This is a genomic window from Pseudomonas rossensis (assembly GCF_039888995.1).
Taxonomy (GTDB): Bacteria; Pseudomonadota; Gammaproteobacteria; order Pseudomonadales; family Pseudomonadaceae; genus Aquipseudomonas; species Aquipseudomonas rossensis.
Map to the genome: position 1 here is coordinate 34,689 of NZ_JBBWCB010000036.1, position 14,619 is coordinate 49,307.

Here is a 14,619-nt window from a genome sequence, read left to right on the forward strand (position 1 = left end):
ATTACTCCTTGTTGGCAGTCGGCGGCTCCGCGCCAGGATTGAGGGTCAGTTGCATAAAAGTCAGGTCGAGCCAGCGACCGAACTTGGTGCCCACCTGAGGCATCTGGCCGGTCGTCACGAAACCGGCTCGTTCATGCAGGCGAATAGACGCGGCGTTACCGCTTTCGATGGCGGCGACCATCACGTGTTTGTCGCAGCCTTTGGCGCGCTCGATCAATGCGGTTATCAATTGCGGGCCGAGACCATTGCCACGCTGGTCGCTGCGCACGTAAACCGAGTGCTCGACGGTGTGACGGAACCCGTCGAACGGCCGCCAGTCACCAAATGAAGCGTAGCCCAGCACAGTGTTGTCGCCGTCGACGATCACCAGAATCGGGTAGCCCTGGGATTGCCGGGCGCTGAACCAGGCCTGGCGGTTACCCAGGTCCACGGCCTGTTCATTCCAGATGGCCGTGGTGTTGAGCACGGCGTCGTTGTAAATGTCGCGGATCGCCGGCAGGTCAGCATGCAGTGCATCGCGAATTTCGTAAGTCATGACGCGGCCTCAGGCGATCGGTTGGTGAACGGTGACCAGTTTGGTGCCGTCGGGAAAGGTCGCTTCAACCTGGATCTCCGGGATCATTTCCGGGATGCCTTCCATCACTTGTTCGCGGCTGAGCAGGGTGGTGCCGAAGTGCATCAACTCGGCCACAGTCTGGCCGTCGCGCGCGCCTTCGAGCAGCGCTGCGCAAATGTAAGCCATGGCTTCCGGGTAGTTGAGTTTCACGCCGCGCGCCAAACGCCGCTCGGCCACGAGGCCGGCGGTGAAGATCAGCAGCTTGTCTTTTTCGCGTGGGGTCAGGTCCATCGTTTGGAATCCATTGTTGGCAGAATGAAAATCGAATGTCTTGCACCCTCTTTGTAGGAGCTGTCGAGTGAAACGAGGCTGCGATCTTTTGATCCTGATCTTCAGCTGCGTCGATAAAAGATCGCAGCCTCGTTTCACTCGACAGCTCCTACAGGGGGGATGTGTTCAGGTGCTCCATATTCTTGGGGGGACAGCTTCTCGGCCAAGCAACGCAGGCCGAAGCAATCGCCACAAATCAATCAGCCAACCCCGCGCCAGCAGCGCTTCACTGGCCAGGCAACGTGCGACTAACAGCCCCGGCAACTGGGTCAGATCTCCGCGCACGTCATGGGGCAGCGAACGGCAACGCTCCAGCAAATCACTGTCGATCTCCCCAGTCACCAACAACGTCGCAAACACCGGTTGCCCATCCAGGCCAATCGGCGAATCAAGCAAACCATCACCCCCGACAATGCGCTGGCGTTCATGCCAGAGCAACTGACCGTCACGGCGGATGTCCAGTTGCGCCTGAAAATGCCCGAGGTCGAAACGCTCGCCGCTGGCCGGCCGGCCCAGCGCCACCACATCCCAGTAAAACAACCGCGCATCGCCTTCCAGATCAATCGAGGTGCTGAGCTCAGCCTGAGCGGCGCTGAAAATAATGGTTTCCTGTGGCAGCCACTCCAGTGTCGCGCCGGTCGCCACTTTCAAATCCAGCTGCTGATAAGCGGGCCCCGCTGCGCGATACCACTTGGCGGCACCGGGGCTGGTGATTTGCGCCCAGGCATCGCGGCCGACACTGGCCGAGATGTCCAGCCGATCACCCCCGGCAATCCCGCCCGGCGGGTGCACGATGATGTGCTGGCAAACCTCCGGCCCTTCGGCATACAGGTGCTTCTGCACCCGCAGCGGGCCTTTGTGGCGGCGCTGAACCGGGCGGGTGCTGTCACCGAATCGGGCGTAGCCGAGTTCCAGCTCGGCGTGCCAGCTCGGGGTAAACAGGGCAGTGGGGACAGGTAAATTCATGATGTCTAATTATCGTCAGGACGCTACAGATTAGATCGTAACCAGACCGCGAACACCCTCGGCCTCCATATTTTCTCCGCGACCCTGTTGCACGATTTCGCCCCGGGACATCACCAGGTACTGATCGGCCAGTTCGGCGGCGAAATCGTAGAACTGCTCTACCAGCAGAATTGCCATGTCGCCACGGGCTGCGAGCTTCTTGATCACCACGCCGATTTCCTTGATCACCGATGGCTGGATGCCTTCGGTGGGCTCGTCGAGAATCAGCAGGCGTGGACGGCTGGCCAACGCTCGGCCGATCGCCAATTGCTGCTGTTGGCCACCGGACAGGTCGCCGCCGCGGCGCTGCTTCATCTGCAGCAGCACCGGAAACAGTTCGTAGATGAACGCCGGGACTTCCTTGGCTTCAGCACTGGGAAATCGCGACAGGCCCATCAACAGGTTTTCTTCTACGGTCAGCCGGCCGAAAATTTCCCGACCCTGAGGCACGTAAGCGATCCCGGCGTGAACCCGCTGGTGTGGCTTGAACGCGGTGATTGATTTGCCTTCCCAGTTCACCGCGCCTTCTTTGGCCGGCAACAAACCCATCAGGCACTTGAGCAGCGTGGTCTTGCCCACGCCGTTGCGCCCGAGCAGGCAGGTGACTTCCCCGACTTTCACGTCAAACGTCAGGCCCCGCAGGATGTGGCTACCGCCGTAATACTGGTGCAGCTTGTCGACTTGCAGCATCTTAAAATTCCTTCTGTTCCATACAGGCCCACTTCTGACTTTCTCTTGTAGGAGCTGTCGAGTGAAACGAGGCTGCGATCTTTTGATCTTGATCTTCAGCGGCATCGAAAAAAGATCGCAGCCTCGTTTCACTCGACAGCTCCTACGGGGCGGTCGGCTATCGGCCTAAATACACCTCGATCACGCGCTCGTTGTCCTGCACCTGTTCCAGCGACCCTTCAGCCAAAACACTGCCCTGGTGCAACACGGTGACGTGGTCGGCGATGGAGCCGACGAAGCCCATGTCGTGTTCCACCACCATCAGCGAATGCTTGCCCGCGAGGCTCTTGAACAGTTCGGCGGTGAATTCGGTTTCGGCGTCGGTCATGCCCGCCACCGGCTCGTCGAGCAGCAGCAGTTGCGGGTCCTGCATCAGCAACATGCCGATTTCCAGAAACTGCTTCTGACCGTGGGACAACAAACCCGCCGGACGATTGACCGAAGTGGTCAGGCGAATGGTGTCCAGCACCTCGCTGATGCGATCTTTCTGTTCGCCACTCAGGCGAGCGCGCAGGCTGGCCCACACCGACTTGTCGGTTTTTTGCGCCAGCTCCAGGTTTTCAAAAACGCTCAAGGCTTCGAACACTGTCGGCTTCTGGAACTTGCGACCGATGCCGGCCTGGGCGATTTGCACTTCGCTCATCTGCGTCAGGTCGAGGGTTTCACCGAACCAGGCCTTGCCGTGACTGGGGCGAGTCTTGCCGGTGATCACGTCCATCAGCGTGGTCTTGCCCGCGCCGTTGGGGCCGATGATGCAACGCAATTCGCCGACGCCGATGTACAGATTCAAGTCGTTCAGCGCCTTGAAACCATCGAAGCTGACGCTGATGTCTTCCAGAGTCAGGATCGTGCCGTGGCGAGTGTTCAGGCCGGGGCCGACACGCTGGCCGAGGCCGATGGCGTCGCGGCTGCTGCCGGCGTCCCGGTTGGGTTCCAGTGGTGGGAAAAACGCCGGTTCGAGCATGAATTCAGCCGTCGCAGTCACTCTCATTGCTCACCCCTTTTTTTCAGCAGACCGATCACGCCTTTGGGCAGGTACAAGGTCACGACGATGAACAGCGCGCCGAGGAAGAACAGCCAGTATTCCGGGAAAGCCACGGTAAACCAGCTCTTCATTCCGTTGACCACGCCGGCACCGAGCAGCGGGCCGATCAGCGTGCCGCGACCACCCAGCGCTACCCAGACCGCGGCTTCAATGGAGTTGGTCGGCGACATTTCACTCGGGTTGATGATCCCGACTTGCGGCACGTACAGCGCACCGGCCAGGCCGCACAACACTGCGCTCAACACCCAGACGAACAGCTTGAAACCGCGTGGATCGTAGCTGCAGAACATCAGGCGGTTTTCGGCATCGCGTAACGCGGTCAGCACCCGGCCAAATTTGCTTTGCGCCAGGCGCCAACCGATGAGCAGGCTCGCCACCAGCAACACCACCGTGGCGAAAAACAACACCGCGCGAGTCTCAGGTTCAGTGATGCCGAAGCCGAGAATGGTGCGGAAGTTGGTGAAGCCGTTATTACCGCCAAACCCGGTTTCGTTGCGAAAGAACAGCAGCATCCCTGCGAAGGTCAGGGCCTGGGTCATGATCGAGAAATACACGCCCTTGATCCGCGAGCGGAAGGCGAAGAAGCCGAACACCAGCGCCAGCAACCCCGGCGCCAACACCACCAGACACATCGACCAGAGGAAACTGCTGGTGCCGGTCCAATACCATGGCAATTCAGTCCACGACAGAAAGGTCATGAACGCTGGCAAGCCGTCGCCCGAGGCCTGGCGCATCAGTTACATGCCCATCGCATAGCCGCCGAGGGCGAAGAACAAACCGTGACCAAGGGACAGCAGACCGGCGTAACCCCAAACCAGATCGAGGGCCAGCGCGACAATCGCGTAGCAAAGGATCTTGCCCACCAGCGTCAGCGTGTAGGCCGAGACGTGAAACGCGCTGTCCGGCGACAACAACGACAGCAGCGGCAACGCCAGCAACAGAACGAGGATCACCGCGCCGACGGCGATCGTGACTTTGGGGCCGGCCTTTTGCGTGGCCGTGAGCATCAGGGGCTGGTTCATCAGTCGATCACCCGTCCTTTCAGTGCGAAGAGGCCTTGCGGACGTTTCTGGATAAACAGAATGATCAACGCGAGGATCAGGATTTTGCCAAGCACGGCGCCGATCTGCGGTTCGAGAATTTTGTTGGCGATACCCAGACCGAAGGCAGCCAGCACGCTACCGGCCAACTGCCCGACACCGCCGAGCACCACCACCAGGAACGAGTCGATGATGTAGCTCTGTCCGAGGTCCGGGCCGACGTTGCCGATTTGACTCAGCGCTACGCCACCAAGTCCGGCAATGCCCGAGCCGAGGCCGAAGGCGAGCATGTCCACGCGCCCGGTCGGCACGCCGCAGCAGGCGGCCATGTTGCGGTTCTGGGTGACGGCACGCACGTTCAGACCCAGGCGCGTCTTGTTCAGCAGCAACCAGGTCAGCACCACCACAAACAGCGCGAAGGCGATGATCACGATGCGGTTGTATGGCAGCACCAGATTCGGCAAAACCTGAATCCCGCCCGATAGCCAGGCCGGGTTGGCCACCTCAACGTTCTGCGCGCCGAACATCAATCGGACAAGCTGAATCAGCATCAGGCTGATGCCCCACGTGGCGAGCAGGGTTTCCAATGGACGGCCATAGAGGTGGCGAATCACCGTGCGTTCCAGCGCCATGCCAATGGCGGCGGTGACGAAAAACGCCACCGGCAACGCGATCAGGGGGTAGAACTCGATGGCTTGGGGGGCGAAGCGCTGGAACATCAGCTGCACCACGTACGTCGAGTACGCGCCGAGCATCAGCATCTCGCCGTGGGCCATGTTGATCACGCCGAGCAGACCGAAGGTGATCGCCAGACCGAGTGCGGCAAGCAGCAGGATCGACCCCAGGGACATGCCGCTGAAGGCCTGACCGAGGATCTCGCCGATCAGCAATTTGCGTTTGACTTGAGCGAGGCTGGTTTCGGCAGCGGTGCGTACGCCGACGTCGGCTTCGACACCAGGTTGCAGCAGGCTTTCGAGGCGGGTGCGAGCCAGCGGATCACCGGTTTCACCGAGCAGACGCACAGCGGCAAGGCGCACGGCCGGGTCGGTGTCCACCAGTTGCAGATTGGCCAGCGCCAGGCTCAAAGCGGCATGGACACTTTCATCTTTTTCGCCAGCCAGTTGCTGGTCGAGAAATTTCAACTGCGCCGGTTTGGCGCTTTTCTGTAATTGCTGCGCGGCGGCCAGACGGGTTTTGGCGTCGCTGGCGAGCAATTGGTGGCTGGCCATAGCGGTGTCGATCAAACCCCGCAGGCGGTTGTTCAGGCGCAGGGTTTTCGGTTGGCCGTCGACGGTCAACTCGCCTTGCTGCAGGGCGTTGATCAGCCCGATACGGGCCGGATCGGGCTGCGCAGCCCAGGCTTCCAGAAGCTTGGCTTGTTGCACGGGATTGGCGGCGACGAAGTCTTCGGCGTCGCCGGCGTGGGTGGTCATCGGCAGCAAAAGTGCGATGACGAGGAATAACCGGTAAAGGGCAGTGGGCATAGAGAGTCGCCTTGCGCGGACTATGTGGGAGCTGGCTTGCCTGCGATGCAGGCGACTCGGTGTATCTGATGCACCGAGGTGATGCCATCGCAGGCAAGCCAGCTCCCACAGGAGTTGTGTCGGTCCTTAGCTGTGTGCTCAGGCCCGACATCCAGTGGCTTAGTTGCTCTTCACCGCATAATCCGGCTTCTTGTCGTTACCCGAAATGAACGGGCTCCATGGCTCGGCACGGATCGGCCCTTCGGTCTGCCACACCACGTTGAACTGACCGTCCGCCTGAATCTCGCCGATCATCACCGGTTTGTGCAGGTGGTGATTGGTCTTGTCCATGGTCAGCGTGTAACCCGACGGCGCGGCAAAGGTCTGGCCGGCGAGGGCTTCGCGGACTTTGTCGACGTCGGTGGACTTGGCTTTTTCAGCCGCTTGCGCCCACATGTGGATGCCCACGTACGTGGCTTCCATCGGGTCGTTGGTCACCGCTTTGTCGGCGCCCGGCAAATTGTGTTTCTTGGCGTAGGCTTTCCAGTCGGCCACGAAATTCTTGTTCGCCGGGTTCTCGACCGATTCGAAGTAGTTCCATGCCGCGAGGTTGCCCACCAGTGGCTTGGTGTCGATACCGCGCAGTTCTTCTTCGCCCACCGAGAACGCCACGACCGGAACGTCAGTGGCTTTCAAGCCCTGGTTGGCCAGTTCTTTATAGAACGGCACGTTGGAGTCGCCGTTGACGGTGGAGATGACCGCAGTCTTGCCACCGGCCGAGAATTTTTTGATGTTGGCCACGATGGTTTGGTAATCGCTATGACCGAACGGGGTGTAGACCTCTTCGATGTCCTTGTCCGCCACACCTTTGGAGTGCAGGAACGAGCGCAGGATTTTGTTGGTGGTGCGCGGGTAGACGTAGTCGGTGCCCAACAGGAAGTAACGCTTGGCGCTGCCGCCTTCTTCGCTCATCAGGTATTCCACCGCCGGAATCGCTTGCTGGTTCGGCGCGGCGCCGGTGTAGAACACGTTCGGCGACATCTCTTCGCCTTCGTACTGCACCGGGTAGAACAGCAAGCCGTTGAGCTCTTCGAACACCGGCAATACCGATTTGCGCGACACCGACGTCCAGCAACCGAACACCACCGCCACCTTGTCCTGAGTCAGCAGTTGACGACCTTTTTCGGCAAACAGTGGCCAGTTCGATGCCGGGTCGACCACCACAGGCTCCAGCATCTTGCCGTTGACGCCACCCTTGGCGTTGATCTCGTCGATGGTCATCAACGCCATGTCTTTGAGTGACGTTTCGGAGATCGCCATGGTCCCGGACAACGAATGCAGAATACCGACCTTGATGGTCTCGGCGGCCTGGATGCTCCAGGTCATGCCCATCGCGGCAATGCTTGCCGAAAGTGTGAAAGCCTTGATCAAGCTGCGACGCTTCATTGTGCGATCTCCATGAACTTATGAATTTTCTTGGTTGGCAGATGCGGACTACTGAAGGGTCTTTAGCAAGGGCTGTGCCTGGTCGGCAAAAGGCAGGGAAATGTCGTATTAGAGCGGTTGCGCGGTTTTGCGGCGCACCATAAGGGGACGGGGTCGGGGCGGTGGTGCGTCAGGATGCGCCACATCGGGGCGAGGAGTTGGAGCCCGATCACATTTTCTGTAGGAGTACAGGGGATTGTGTAGATCCGGCAGGATTAGCGTCGGCGCATGAGGCCGATGAAGAACAGGCCGCCGATGGCCGCCGTGGCGACGCCAATCGGCAGGTCTTCCGGGGCGATCAGGGTGCGGGCGGCGACATCGACCCACACCAGAAAAACACTGCCCAGCAACACGCACACCGGCAGCAAGCGACGGTGTTCAGCCCCGACCAACCGGCGCGCAATGTGCGGCACCATCAGCCCGACAAACCCGATAGACCCGCTGATCGACACCAACACCCCGGTCATCAGCGACGCAATCAAAAACACCCGCAACCGCACGGTGCGCGCATTGAGCCCGAGGGTCACCGCCGTCTGTTCGCCCGCCATCAACGCATTCAACGGCCGCGCCATGCCCAGCAGCAACACCAACCCGAGCAACACGCTGGCTGCCGGCACCGCCAGCAACTCCCAACGTGCCAACCCGAGCCCACCGAGCATCCAGAACATCACCGCAGAACTCGCGCGGTGATCGCCGAGAAACAGCAGCAGATTGGCGATCGCCATCATCACGAAGGACACCGCCACGCCGCACAGCAGCAGCCGGTCACTGTCCAGCCGCCCGTTGCGGTTGGCGATCATCAGCACGATCAGCATGCTCAGCAACGCGCCGATAAACGCCGCGATCGGCAAGGTCAGCAGGCCAACGATTTCACCGACATGCAGCACCACGATCACGGCACCGAGGGTCGCGCCGGAGGTGACTCCAAGCAAATGCGGGTCGGCCAGCGGATTGCGCGTCACCGCTTGCAGCACCGCCCCGATCAGCGCCAACCCGGCACCCACCAACGCGCCAAGCAACATGCGCGGCACACGAATCAGCCAGACGATGTGTTCCTGCCCGGCGGCCCAGTCCGGCACGCCGAAACCGAAAATCTTGTGCAGCAAAATCCGCCACACCACGTCCACCGGCACCCGCGCCGGACCGAAACCCAGCGACACCACGCACGACACCAGCAACAACGCGCCGAGGGCAACCAGCAACAAGGCGTAACGACGATTGATCATTCGCCGTGGAAACCCTTGGCCAGGGTTTCAACCGCCAGCACATTGTCGATCCCGGGCGTGGCCTGCACATACGGAATCACGATGAAGCGCTGGTTCTTGATCGCGTCCACCGATTGCAGCGCCTGGTTGTTGAGCAGAAATTGCTCTTTCTGTTCGGCGGTGACTTCGCCGTAGTCGACGATGACGATCACCTGCGGATTGCGTTCGACCACGTTCTCCCAGTTGACCCGGGTCCAGCTTGCGTCGACGTCGTCGAGAATATTGCGCCCGCCAGCGGCGTCGATCAGCGCTTGCGGCATACCGAGACGGCCGGAAGTCATGGCGCGGTCTTCACCGCTGTCATAGAGGAACACGCGAGGTTTGTCCGCTGGCAGATCTTTGCGCACTTCGGCAACTTGCGCCTGCATCTGGGTGATCAAGGCATTGGCGCGATCCTGCACGTCAAAGATTTTGCCGAGGTTGCGCAGGTCGTTGTAGGTGTCTTCCAGGCTGGCCGGCGGACGCTTCATCACGAACGCACAGGACTCGGTCAGCTCGTAGACATTGATGCCCAGCGGCTGCAACGTTTGCGGCGTGAGGTCACCGCCCACGCGCATGCCGTAATCCCAACCGGCGAAGAAGAAATCAACATTGGCGTTGAGCAGGGTTTCCACCGACGGGTACTTGGCCGCCAGTTCCGGCAAGCCATCGAGGATGGTCTGCATCCGGGGCGTGACCGACTTCCAGCCGGTCACACCGCTATACCCGGCCATGCTGGGTTTCAGGCCGAGGGCGAGCATCATTTGGGTCATGTTGATGTCGTGGCTGACCGCGTGTTTCGGCGCTTGCTTGAAGGTCACTTCGCGGTTGCAGCTCTGCACGGTCAACGGGTAGTGAGTGGCCTCGGCAAATGCTTGGGCATTGCCCAGCAACAGAGCGGCGCAAAGCAGGGAACGCAAAGTCATGGTTGGGTGATCCAGGTAATTCGTGGGTAGCCGTGCAAGGGATGTTCATCGATCAGCGCTTCGACGCCGAACACGTCGCGCAGCAGTGGTGCGGTCAGGACTTCTTTGGGTGTGCCGCTGTCGACGATGCGGCCGTGGTTGATCACGTACAACCGATCGCAGAAAGCGGCTGCGAGGTTGAGGTCGTGAATGCTCGCCAGGGTGCCGATCTTCAGGCGTTTGACCAGTTGCAGCAGTTCGAGCTGATAACGCGGGTCGAGGTGATTGGTCGGCTCGTCGAGGATCAGCATTTGCGGTTGCTGAGCCAAGGCGCGGGCGAGGATCACGCGCTGTTTTTCACCGCCGGAGAGGGTGGCGAAGGCATGATCCTCGAAGCCTTTGAGACCGACTGATTCGAGGGCCTGGGTTGCGAGTTCTCTGTCCTCCAGGGTGTCGCCGTCGAACAGACCTTTGTGCGGTGTGCGGCCCATCGCGACGACTTCGTCGACGGTGAGGCCGAAGGCGTCGGGGAATTCCTGCAGGACCACGGCGATGCGTTGCGCGCACCAGCGTGAGGATTGCTTCCAGACGTTGTGGTGGTCGAGCTTGACCTCGCCGCGCTCGGGTTTGCTGAAACGCCAGGCACAGCGCAGCAGGCTGGTTTTGCCGCTGCCGTTGGGGCCGATCAGACCGACGAACTCACCGGGGAGCACGTGCAAGGTTGCATCACGCAGTTGGAACTGGTGATGGCAATGGCCGTGGCCCAGGGGTGTCCAGGCGAGGTTTGTGAGGTTCAGCGAGGTCATGCATTTGCTCTGAAATATTCGGTGTTGCTGATGACGCTTTCGCGAGCAGGCTCGCTCCCACAGTTGATCGCATTTCAATGTGGGAGCGAGCTTGCTCGCGATGAGGCCCCTGTAGCCGACCGGGAGATAAGCGCGGGAAGTCTACAGATCCCTCTAAATCGCGCATCTCGCCTGTTTCATGATGAAGGTGAGGCCGATTCAGTTTGCCGATTGAATCGCGACAGCAGCACCCGATCCAGCAGCCAGACCACCACCAGTGAAGCGCCCACCAACGGAAACGCCACCGCCAGACCGAACATGATGACCATTGCGGTTTTCCATCTCGGCAGGTCGTGGCGCAGCGGCGGAGCACCGAATTTTCCTTGTGGACGGCGCTTCCACCAGATCACCACGCCGCTGACGGCGCTGAGCAGAATCATCAGGCAGATCAGCAGCACGATGATCTGATTGAACACACCGAACATCTTGCCTTCGTGCAGCATCACGCCGATTTCCGTCGCACGGGCGACGGTGCCGTATTGTGCGTAGCGCACGTCGGCGAGGACGTCGCCGGTGTACTGATCCACATGCAGCGTGGCGTCGTTGCGCGGGTCGTCGGCGAACACGGCGATGGTGAACACGCCAGTCGCCGTGGTCGGCAAGGTGATGCTGTAGCCCGGTTCGACCTGGCGTTGCGCAGCGATGTTCTGCACGTCCTGCAAGCTGATGGTCGGCGCGGCGGGGCCAGCTTGTGCGCTACCGTGGGCCATGTGTTCGGCGTGGTCGCCGGACATCGGCATCGGTGTGTTTTCCATCGCCCAAGGCACGGTCTGGCGGGTGGCGGTGTTGAGGCTGCGGGCCTCGACATCGGACTTGGGCACGTCATCCCACATCGCTGCCGGAAAGACATTCCACACTTCGGCGTATTGCTTGCCCCAGAACCCGGTCCAGGTCATGCCGCTGAGCAGCATCACCAGCAGCAACGACGCGCCCCAGAACCCGGTCACCGCGTGCAGGTCACGCCAAAGCACTCGACCGCGACTGCTCAAGCGTGGCCACAGGATGCCGGCCGCCTGGCCACGCGGCCACCACAGAAAGACGCCGGAGACCACTAACACCACGCCCCAACCGGCGGCCAGTTCGATCAGTCGATCACCGACGGTGCCGATCATCAATTCGCCATGAATCGCTCGCGCAACGGCTTGCAGATTCTTTTTGGCGTCTTGCTCGCCGAGGATGTCAGCGTGATAGGGATCGACGAATACGTTGAGCTCGTTAGCGCCATTGAGCACGACAAATTGCGCGCTGCGTTCGGCGTTGACCGGTGGCAAATACTGCTTGATCGTGGCTTGTGGATAAGCCTCTTTCACCCGCTTGAGCAGGTCATCGGCCGGGACGCTGTGATGCCCGGCCGGGACATTCAGCAGGCTGCCGTACATCAACGGGTCGAGTTGCGGCTTGAACAGGTAAATGATGCCGGTCAGGGCCAGCATCACCATGAAAGGCGCGACGAACAGACCGGCATAGAAATGCCAGCGCCAGGCCAGATTGTAGAAATTCACTTTGGGCTGTTTCATCGGTTGTGCTCCGCTTTGGCGATTCAATTGTCTTGGAAAGATCGCAGCCTCGTTTCACTCGACAGCTCCTACACAGCTCCTACAGGGGGTACGTGTTCCAATGTAGGAGCTGGCGTAGCCTGCGATCTTTTGACTTTTCTTGTTAGAAACTCATGTCCACTTTGGTCCAGAGCGTGCGCCCCGGTTCTTTTATCGCTTGCGGGTCATTGGCCGGGTAGCCGAAACCGGCGTTGCCGGCCAGGTTCAAATGCTCGGCATACGCCTTGCCGAAGAGGTTGTCGACGCCGGTGCTGACCTTCCAGTTTTTGTTAATCCGGTAGGCGCCATTGAGCGAGAACACGCCAAAACCCGAGGTCTTGTCGAAGTCCTTGCCGACGACGTTGCCTTTGTTCTGGTCGATGCGGTTTTGCGCCGCCACCACCCGCCACAAGGCACCGGCGCTCCAGTTGTCTGCGCTGTAGGTCAGGCCGAAACGTGCGTCCAGCGGCGGCATTTGCGGCAGTGCGTTACCGTCGCTGCTGTTCTTGCCCCAGGCGTAGGCCAGGGTTGCGTCGGCTTTCCAATGGCTGGTCAGCTTGTAGGCCGCACCCAATTCGCCGCCCATGATTCGTGCGTCGATGTTTTGTGCTTGCGAGGTCATGCCCATCATTGCGGGCGTGTAGTTGAACAGGATGTAATCGCGCACCTGCCCGACGTACCCCGAGGCCCAGGCTTCCAGGTCTTCGGTCTTGTATTGCAGGCCGAAGTCGAGCTGGGTGGTTTTCTCAGGCTTGATCGAATCGAAGGCATTCACCGACCCGGCGGGCCCCGATTTGGGCGAAAACAGCTCCCAGTAATCCGGGAAACGCTGGGTGTGACCGAGACCGGCATACAACGTGGTCGGGCTGTCCGCCAGATCATGCTCGTAACGGACGAAGCCGCTTGGCAGGGTGTCGGCGCGGGTATCGTCGGCGGTCGGGTTGGCGCGAGTCATCATTCCCGAGCCAGTGGTCTGCCGATAATCCTTGGCCGAGGCGCGGTCCAGGCGTGCACCGGTAATCAATCGATCACGGTCGGCGGCGTACCAGGTCAATTCGCTGAACACGCCGTAGTTGTGGAAGTCGGCGTCCTTGTTGCGCGGCAGTTCCTTGTAGACGTCGATGCCCATGGCGCTGCGTTGGCGATGTTCGTTGGTCTGCGCATCGATGCCGCTGATCAACTGCACATCGGCCCAGCGCCAAGTGGCTTTGATCCGTGCGCCGAGGGTTCGACGGTCGACGTTGGAAGCCATCGGGCCGGCCATCATTCCGGTGCCGGACGGCGTGCGCAGGGTGTAGTTGTCCATCACGTGGTCGGCGTAGTTGTAGTAGATCTGCGCTTCGACCTTATCCAGCACATCACCGATGTTCGACTGCTCGAAACGCAAGCCCAGGCTTTCGCGCTTGAATTGCGAACCGTCCATGCCGCGCCCGGCGTAACGGGCTTCGCCATCGCCCTTGCCGGCGGTCAGTTCCAGCAGGGTGTCAGCGTCCGGGGTCCAGCCAACCGCCACATCGCCGTTCCATTTGTCATAGCGCGACGGCACGGTGTCGTTGTTGCCGTCCTTGTAGTCGTCGGAATGCGCGGTGTTGCCGATCACTCGCACGTAACCCAGTGGCCCGCCGGCAGCAGCGTCCACCACTTTGTCGAAACGGCCGTTGGAGCCAGCCAGCACGCTGGCGTTCACCCGCGTGCCGAGTTCGCCGAAGCTTTCCGGCTCACGGTCGAAGAGGATGGTCCCGGCCGACGCGCCCGGTCCCCAGAGCACGGTTTGCGGGCCTTTGATCACGGTCAGTTTGTCGTAGGTTTCCGGCGAGATGTAGGAGGTCGGTGCGTCCATTCGGCCGGGGCAGGCGCCGAGCAACTGGCCGCCGTTGGTGAGGATGTTCAGCCGCGAGCCGAACATGCCACGCAGCACCGGGTCGCCGTTGGTGCCGCCATTGCGCACCAGGGCGAAGCCAGGGATGGTTTTCAGGTAATCGCCACCGTCGCTGGCCGGCACCGGCTGGCGCGGGTCCTTGGGGTTGGTGACGATGGTCAGCGGCGAACTCGGCGCGATGGCGGTGATCACCGTCGGGCTCAGTTCTTCACTGTGACCGGCGTGTTCATCGGCCAGCACCATGGGTGTCAGCAGTGCACCGCAAAGGAAGGCGGTGGCGTGCCTGAAACGAATACTGGATTCGTTCGGGGCAAAAGAAGCTTGGGCAGCGCTCAAGCGTGTGTCAGCAGAAAACCTGGGCATGACAATTTCCATCGAACAGTCGTAAACGACACGGCCGGCAGCCTGCGCAATCCATGTGGGAGCGAGCTTGCTCGCGATGAGGGAGGGGCAGCCAACATCAATGTTGAATGACCCATCGCGATCGCGAGCAAGCTCGCTCCCACAGGTAGCTTTGGCTATCTTCGGACTGTGTGAGGTCGGAGGTGGGTGTTTACG

12 protein-coding genes and 1 pseudogene are annotated in these 14,619 nt (G+C 60.8%); all 13 read right to left on the bottom strand.

The window, feature by feature from the left end; genetic code table 11:
- Position 1: 1 nt before the first annotated feature.
- Entirely contained in the window at positions 2 to 535 is a 534-nt protein-coding gene (locus WLY71_RS12210; protein WP_347803744.1) for a GNAT family N-acetyltransferase, read from the bottom strand.
- A 9-nt stretch (positions 536 to 544) separates the two neighbouring features.
- Positions 545 to 847, bottom strand: a complete 303-nt coding sequence (ureA, locus tag WLY71_RS12215; RefSeq protein ID WP_123367600.1) for an urease subunit gamma — start codon at positions 845 to 847, stop codon at positions 545 to 547.
- Positions 848 to 1,012: 165 nt separating this feature from the next.
- A complete protein-coding gene (locus tag WLY71_RS12220; RefSeq protein WP_347803745.1) occupies positions 1,013 to 1,852 on the bottom strand; it encodes an urease accessory protein UreD in 840 nt (279 codons plus the stop codon).
- Positions 1,853 to 1,882: 30 nt separating this feature from the next.
- Positions 1,883 to 2,581 carry an urea ABC transporter ATP-binding subunit UrtE gene (gene urtE / locus WLY71_RS12225; protein WP_347803746.1) on the bottom strand — a complete coding sequence of 233 codons (699 nt, stop codon included), beginning with the start codon at positions 2,579 to 2,581 and terminating at the stop codon, positions 1,883 to 1,885.
- 157 nt (positions 2,582 to 2,738) lie between these two features.
- Complete coding sequence (gene urtD / locus WLY71_RS12230) at positions 2,739 to 3,611, bottom strand: urea ABC transporter ATP-binding protein UrtD (protein WP_008146480.1); 873 nt, start codon at positions 3,609 to 3,611, stop codon at positions 2,739 to 2,741.
- Positions 3,608 to 4,687: pseudogene (gene urtC, locus WLY71_RS12235) on the bottom strand (urea ABC transporter permease subunit UrtC). Before urtC ends, urtD begins: the two are co-directional and overlap by 4 nt.
- On the bottom strand, positions 4,687 to 6,189 hold the full coding sequence (gene urtB / locus WLY71_RS12240) for an urea ABC transporter permease subunit UrtB (RefSeq protein WP_347803747.1): 1,503 nt from the start codon (positions 6,187 to 6,189) through the stop codon (positions 4,687 to 4,689). The pseudogene urtC and the gene urtB overlap by 1 nt, the downstream one beginning before the upstream one ends.
- 159 nt (positions 6,190 to 6,348) lie before the next feature.
- The gene (urtA, locus tag WLY71_RS12245) at positions 6,349 to 7,614 is read right to left on the bottom strand and encodes an urea ABC transporter substrate-binding protein (RefSeq protein WP_347803748.1); all 1,266 of its coding nucleotides are present in this window, start codon (positions 7,612 to 7,614) and stop codon (positions 6,349 to 6,351) included.
- A gap of 254 nt (positions 7,615 to 7,868) precedes the next feature.
- Positions 7,869 to 8,879, bottom strand: coding sequence for a FecCD family ABC transporter permease (locus WLY71_RS12250; RefSeq protein WP_347803749.1), 1,011 nt, complete (start codon positions 8,877 to 8,879; stop codon positions 7,869 to 7,871).
- Positions 8,876 to 9,823 (bottom strand): ABC transporter substrate-binding protein, encoded by a 948-nt coding sequence (locus tag WLY71_RS12255; protein ID WP_347803750.1) that lies wholly within the window; start codon positions 9,821 to 9,823, stop codon positions 8,876 to 8,878. The genes WLY71_RS12250 and WLY71_RS12255 overlap by 4 nt, the downstream gene beginning before the upstream one ends.
- The gene (locus WLY71_RS12260) at positions 9,820 to 10,608 is read right to left on the bottom strand and encodes an ABC transporter ATP-binding protein (RefSeq protein WP_347803751.1); all 789 of its coding nucleotides are present in this window, start codon (positions 10,606 to 10,608) and stop codon (positions 9,820 to 9,822) included. The genes WLY71_RS12255 and WLY71_RS12260 overlap by 4 nt, the downstream gene beginning before the upstream one ends.
- A 176-nt stretch (positions 10,609 to 10,784) precedes the next feature.
- Positions 10,785 to 12,164, bottom strand: coding sequence for a PepSY-associated TM helix domain-containing protein (locus WLY71_RS12265; RefSeq protein WP_347803752.1), 1,380 nt, complete (start codon positions 12,162 to 12,164; stop codon positions 10,785 to 10,787).
- 142 nt (positions 12,165 to 12,306) lie between these two features.
- Entirely contained in the window at positions 12,307 to 14,424 is a 2,118-nt protein-coding gene (locus tag WLY71_RS12270) for a TonB-dependent copper receptor (RefSeq protein WP_347803753.1), read from the bottom strand.
- Positions 14,425 to 14,619: the final 195 nt, after the last annotated feature.

Coding starts and splice junctions, on each gene's coding strand:
- WLY71_RS12210 (WP_347803744.1), bottom strand. CDS start 535: ATGACTTACGAAATTCGCGATGCACTGCATGCTGACCTGCCGGCGATC.
- ureA (WP_123367600.1), bottom strand. CDS start 847: ATGGACCTGACCCCACGCGAAAAAGACAAGCTGCTGATCTTCACCGCC.
- WLY71_RS12220 (WP_347803745.1), bottom strand. CDS start 1,852: ATGAATTTACCTGTCCCCACTGCCCTGTTTACCCCGAGCTGGCACGCC.
- urtE (WP_347803746.1), bottom strand. CDS start 2,581: ATGCTGCAAGTCGACAAGCTGCACCAGTATTACGGCGGTAGCCACATC.
- urtD (WP_008146480.1), bottom strand. CDS start 3,611: ATGAGAGTGACTGCGACGGCTGAATTCATGCTCGAACCGGCGTTTTTC.
- urtB (WP_347803747.1), bottom strand. CDS start 6,189: ATGCCCACTGCCCTTTACCGGTTATTCCTCGTCATCGCACTTTTGCTG.
- urtA (WP_347803748.1), bottom strand. CDS start 7,614: ATGAAGCGTCGCAGCTTGATCAAGGCTTTCACACTTTCGGCAAGCATT.
- WLY71_RS12250 (WP_347803749.1), bottom strand. CDS start 8,879: ATGATCAATCGTCGTTACGCCTTGTTGCTGGTTGCCCTCGGCGCGTTG.
- WLY71_RS12255 (WP_347803750.1), bottom strand. CDS start 9,823: ATGACTTTGCGTTCCCTGCTTTGCGCCGCTCTGTTGCTGGGCAATGCC.
- WLY71_RS12260 (WP_347803751.1), bottom strand. CDS start 10,608: ATGACCTCGCTGAACCTCACAAACCTCGCCTGGACACCCCTGGGCCAC.
- WLY71_RS12265 (WP_347803752.1), bottom strand. CDS start 12,164: ATGAAACAGCCCAAAGTGAATTTCTACAATCTGGCCTGGCGCTGGCAT.
- WLY71_RS12270 (WP_347803753.1), bottom strand. CDS start 14,424: ATGCCCAGGTTTTCTGCTGACACACGCTTGAGCGCTGCCCAAGCTTCT.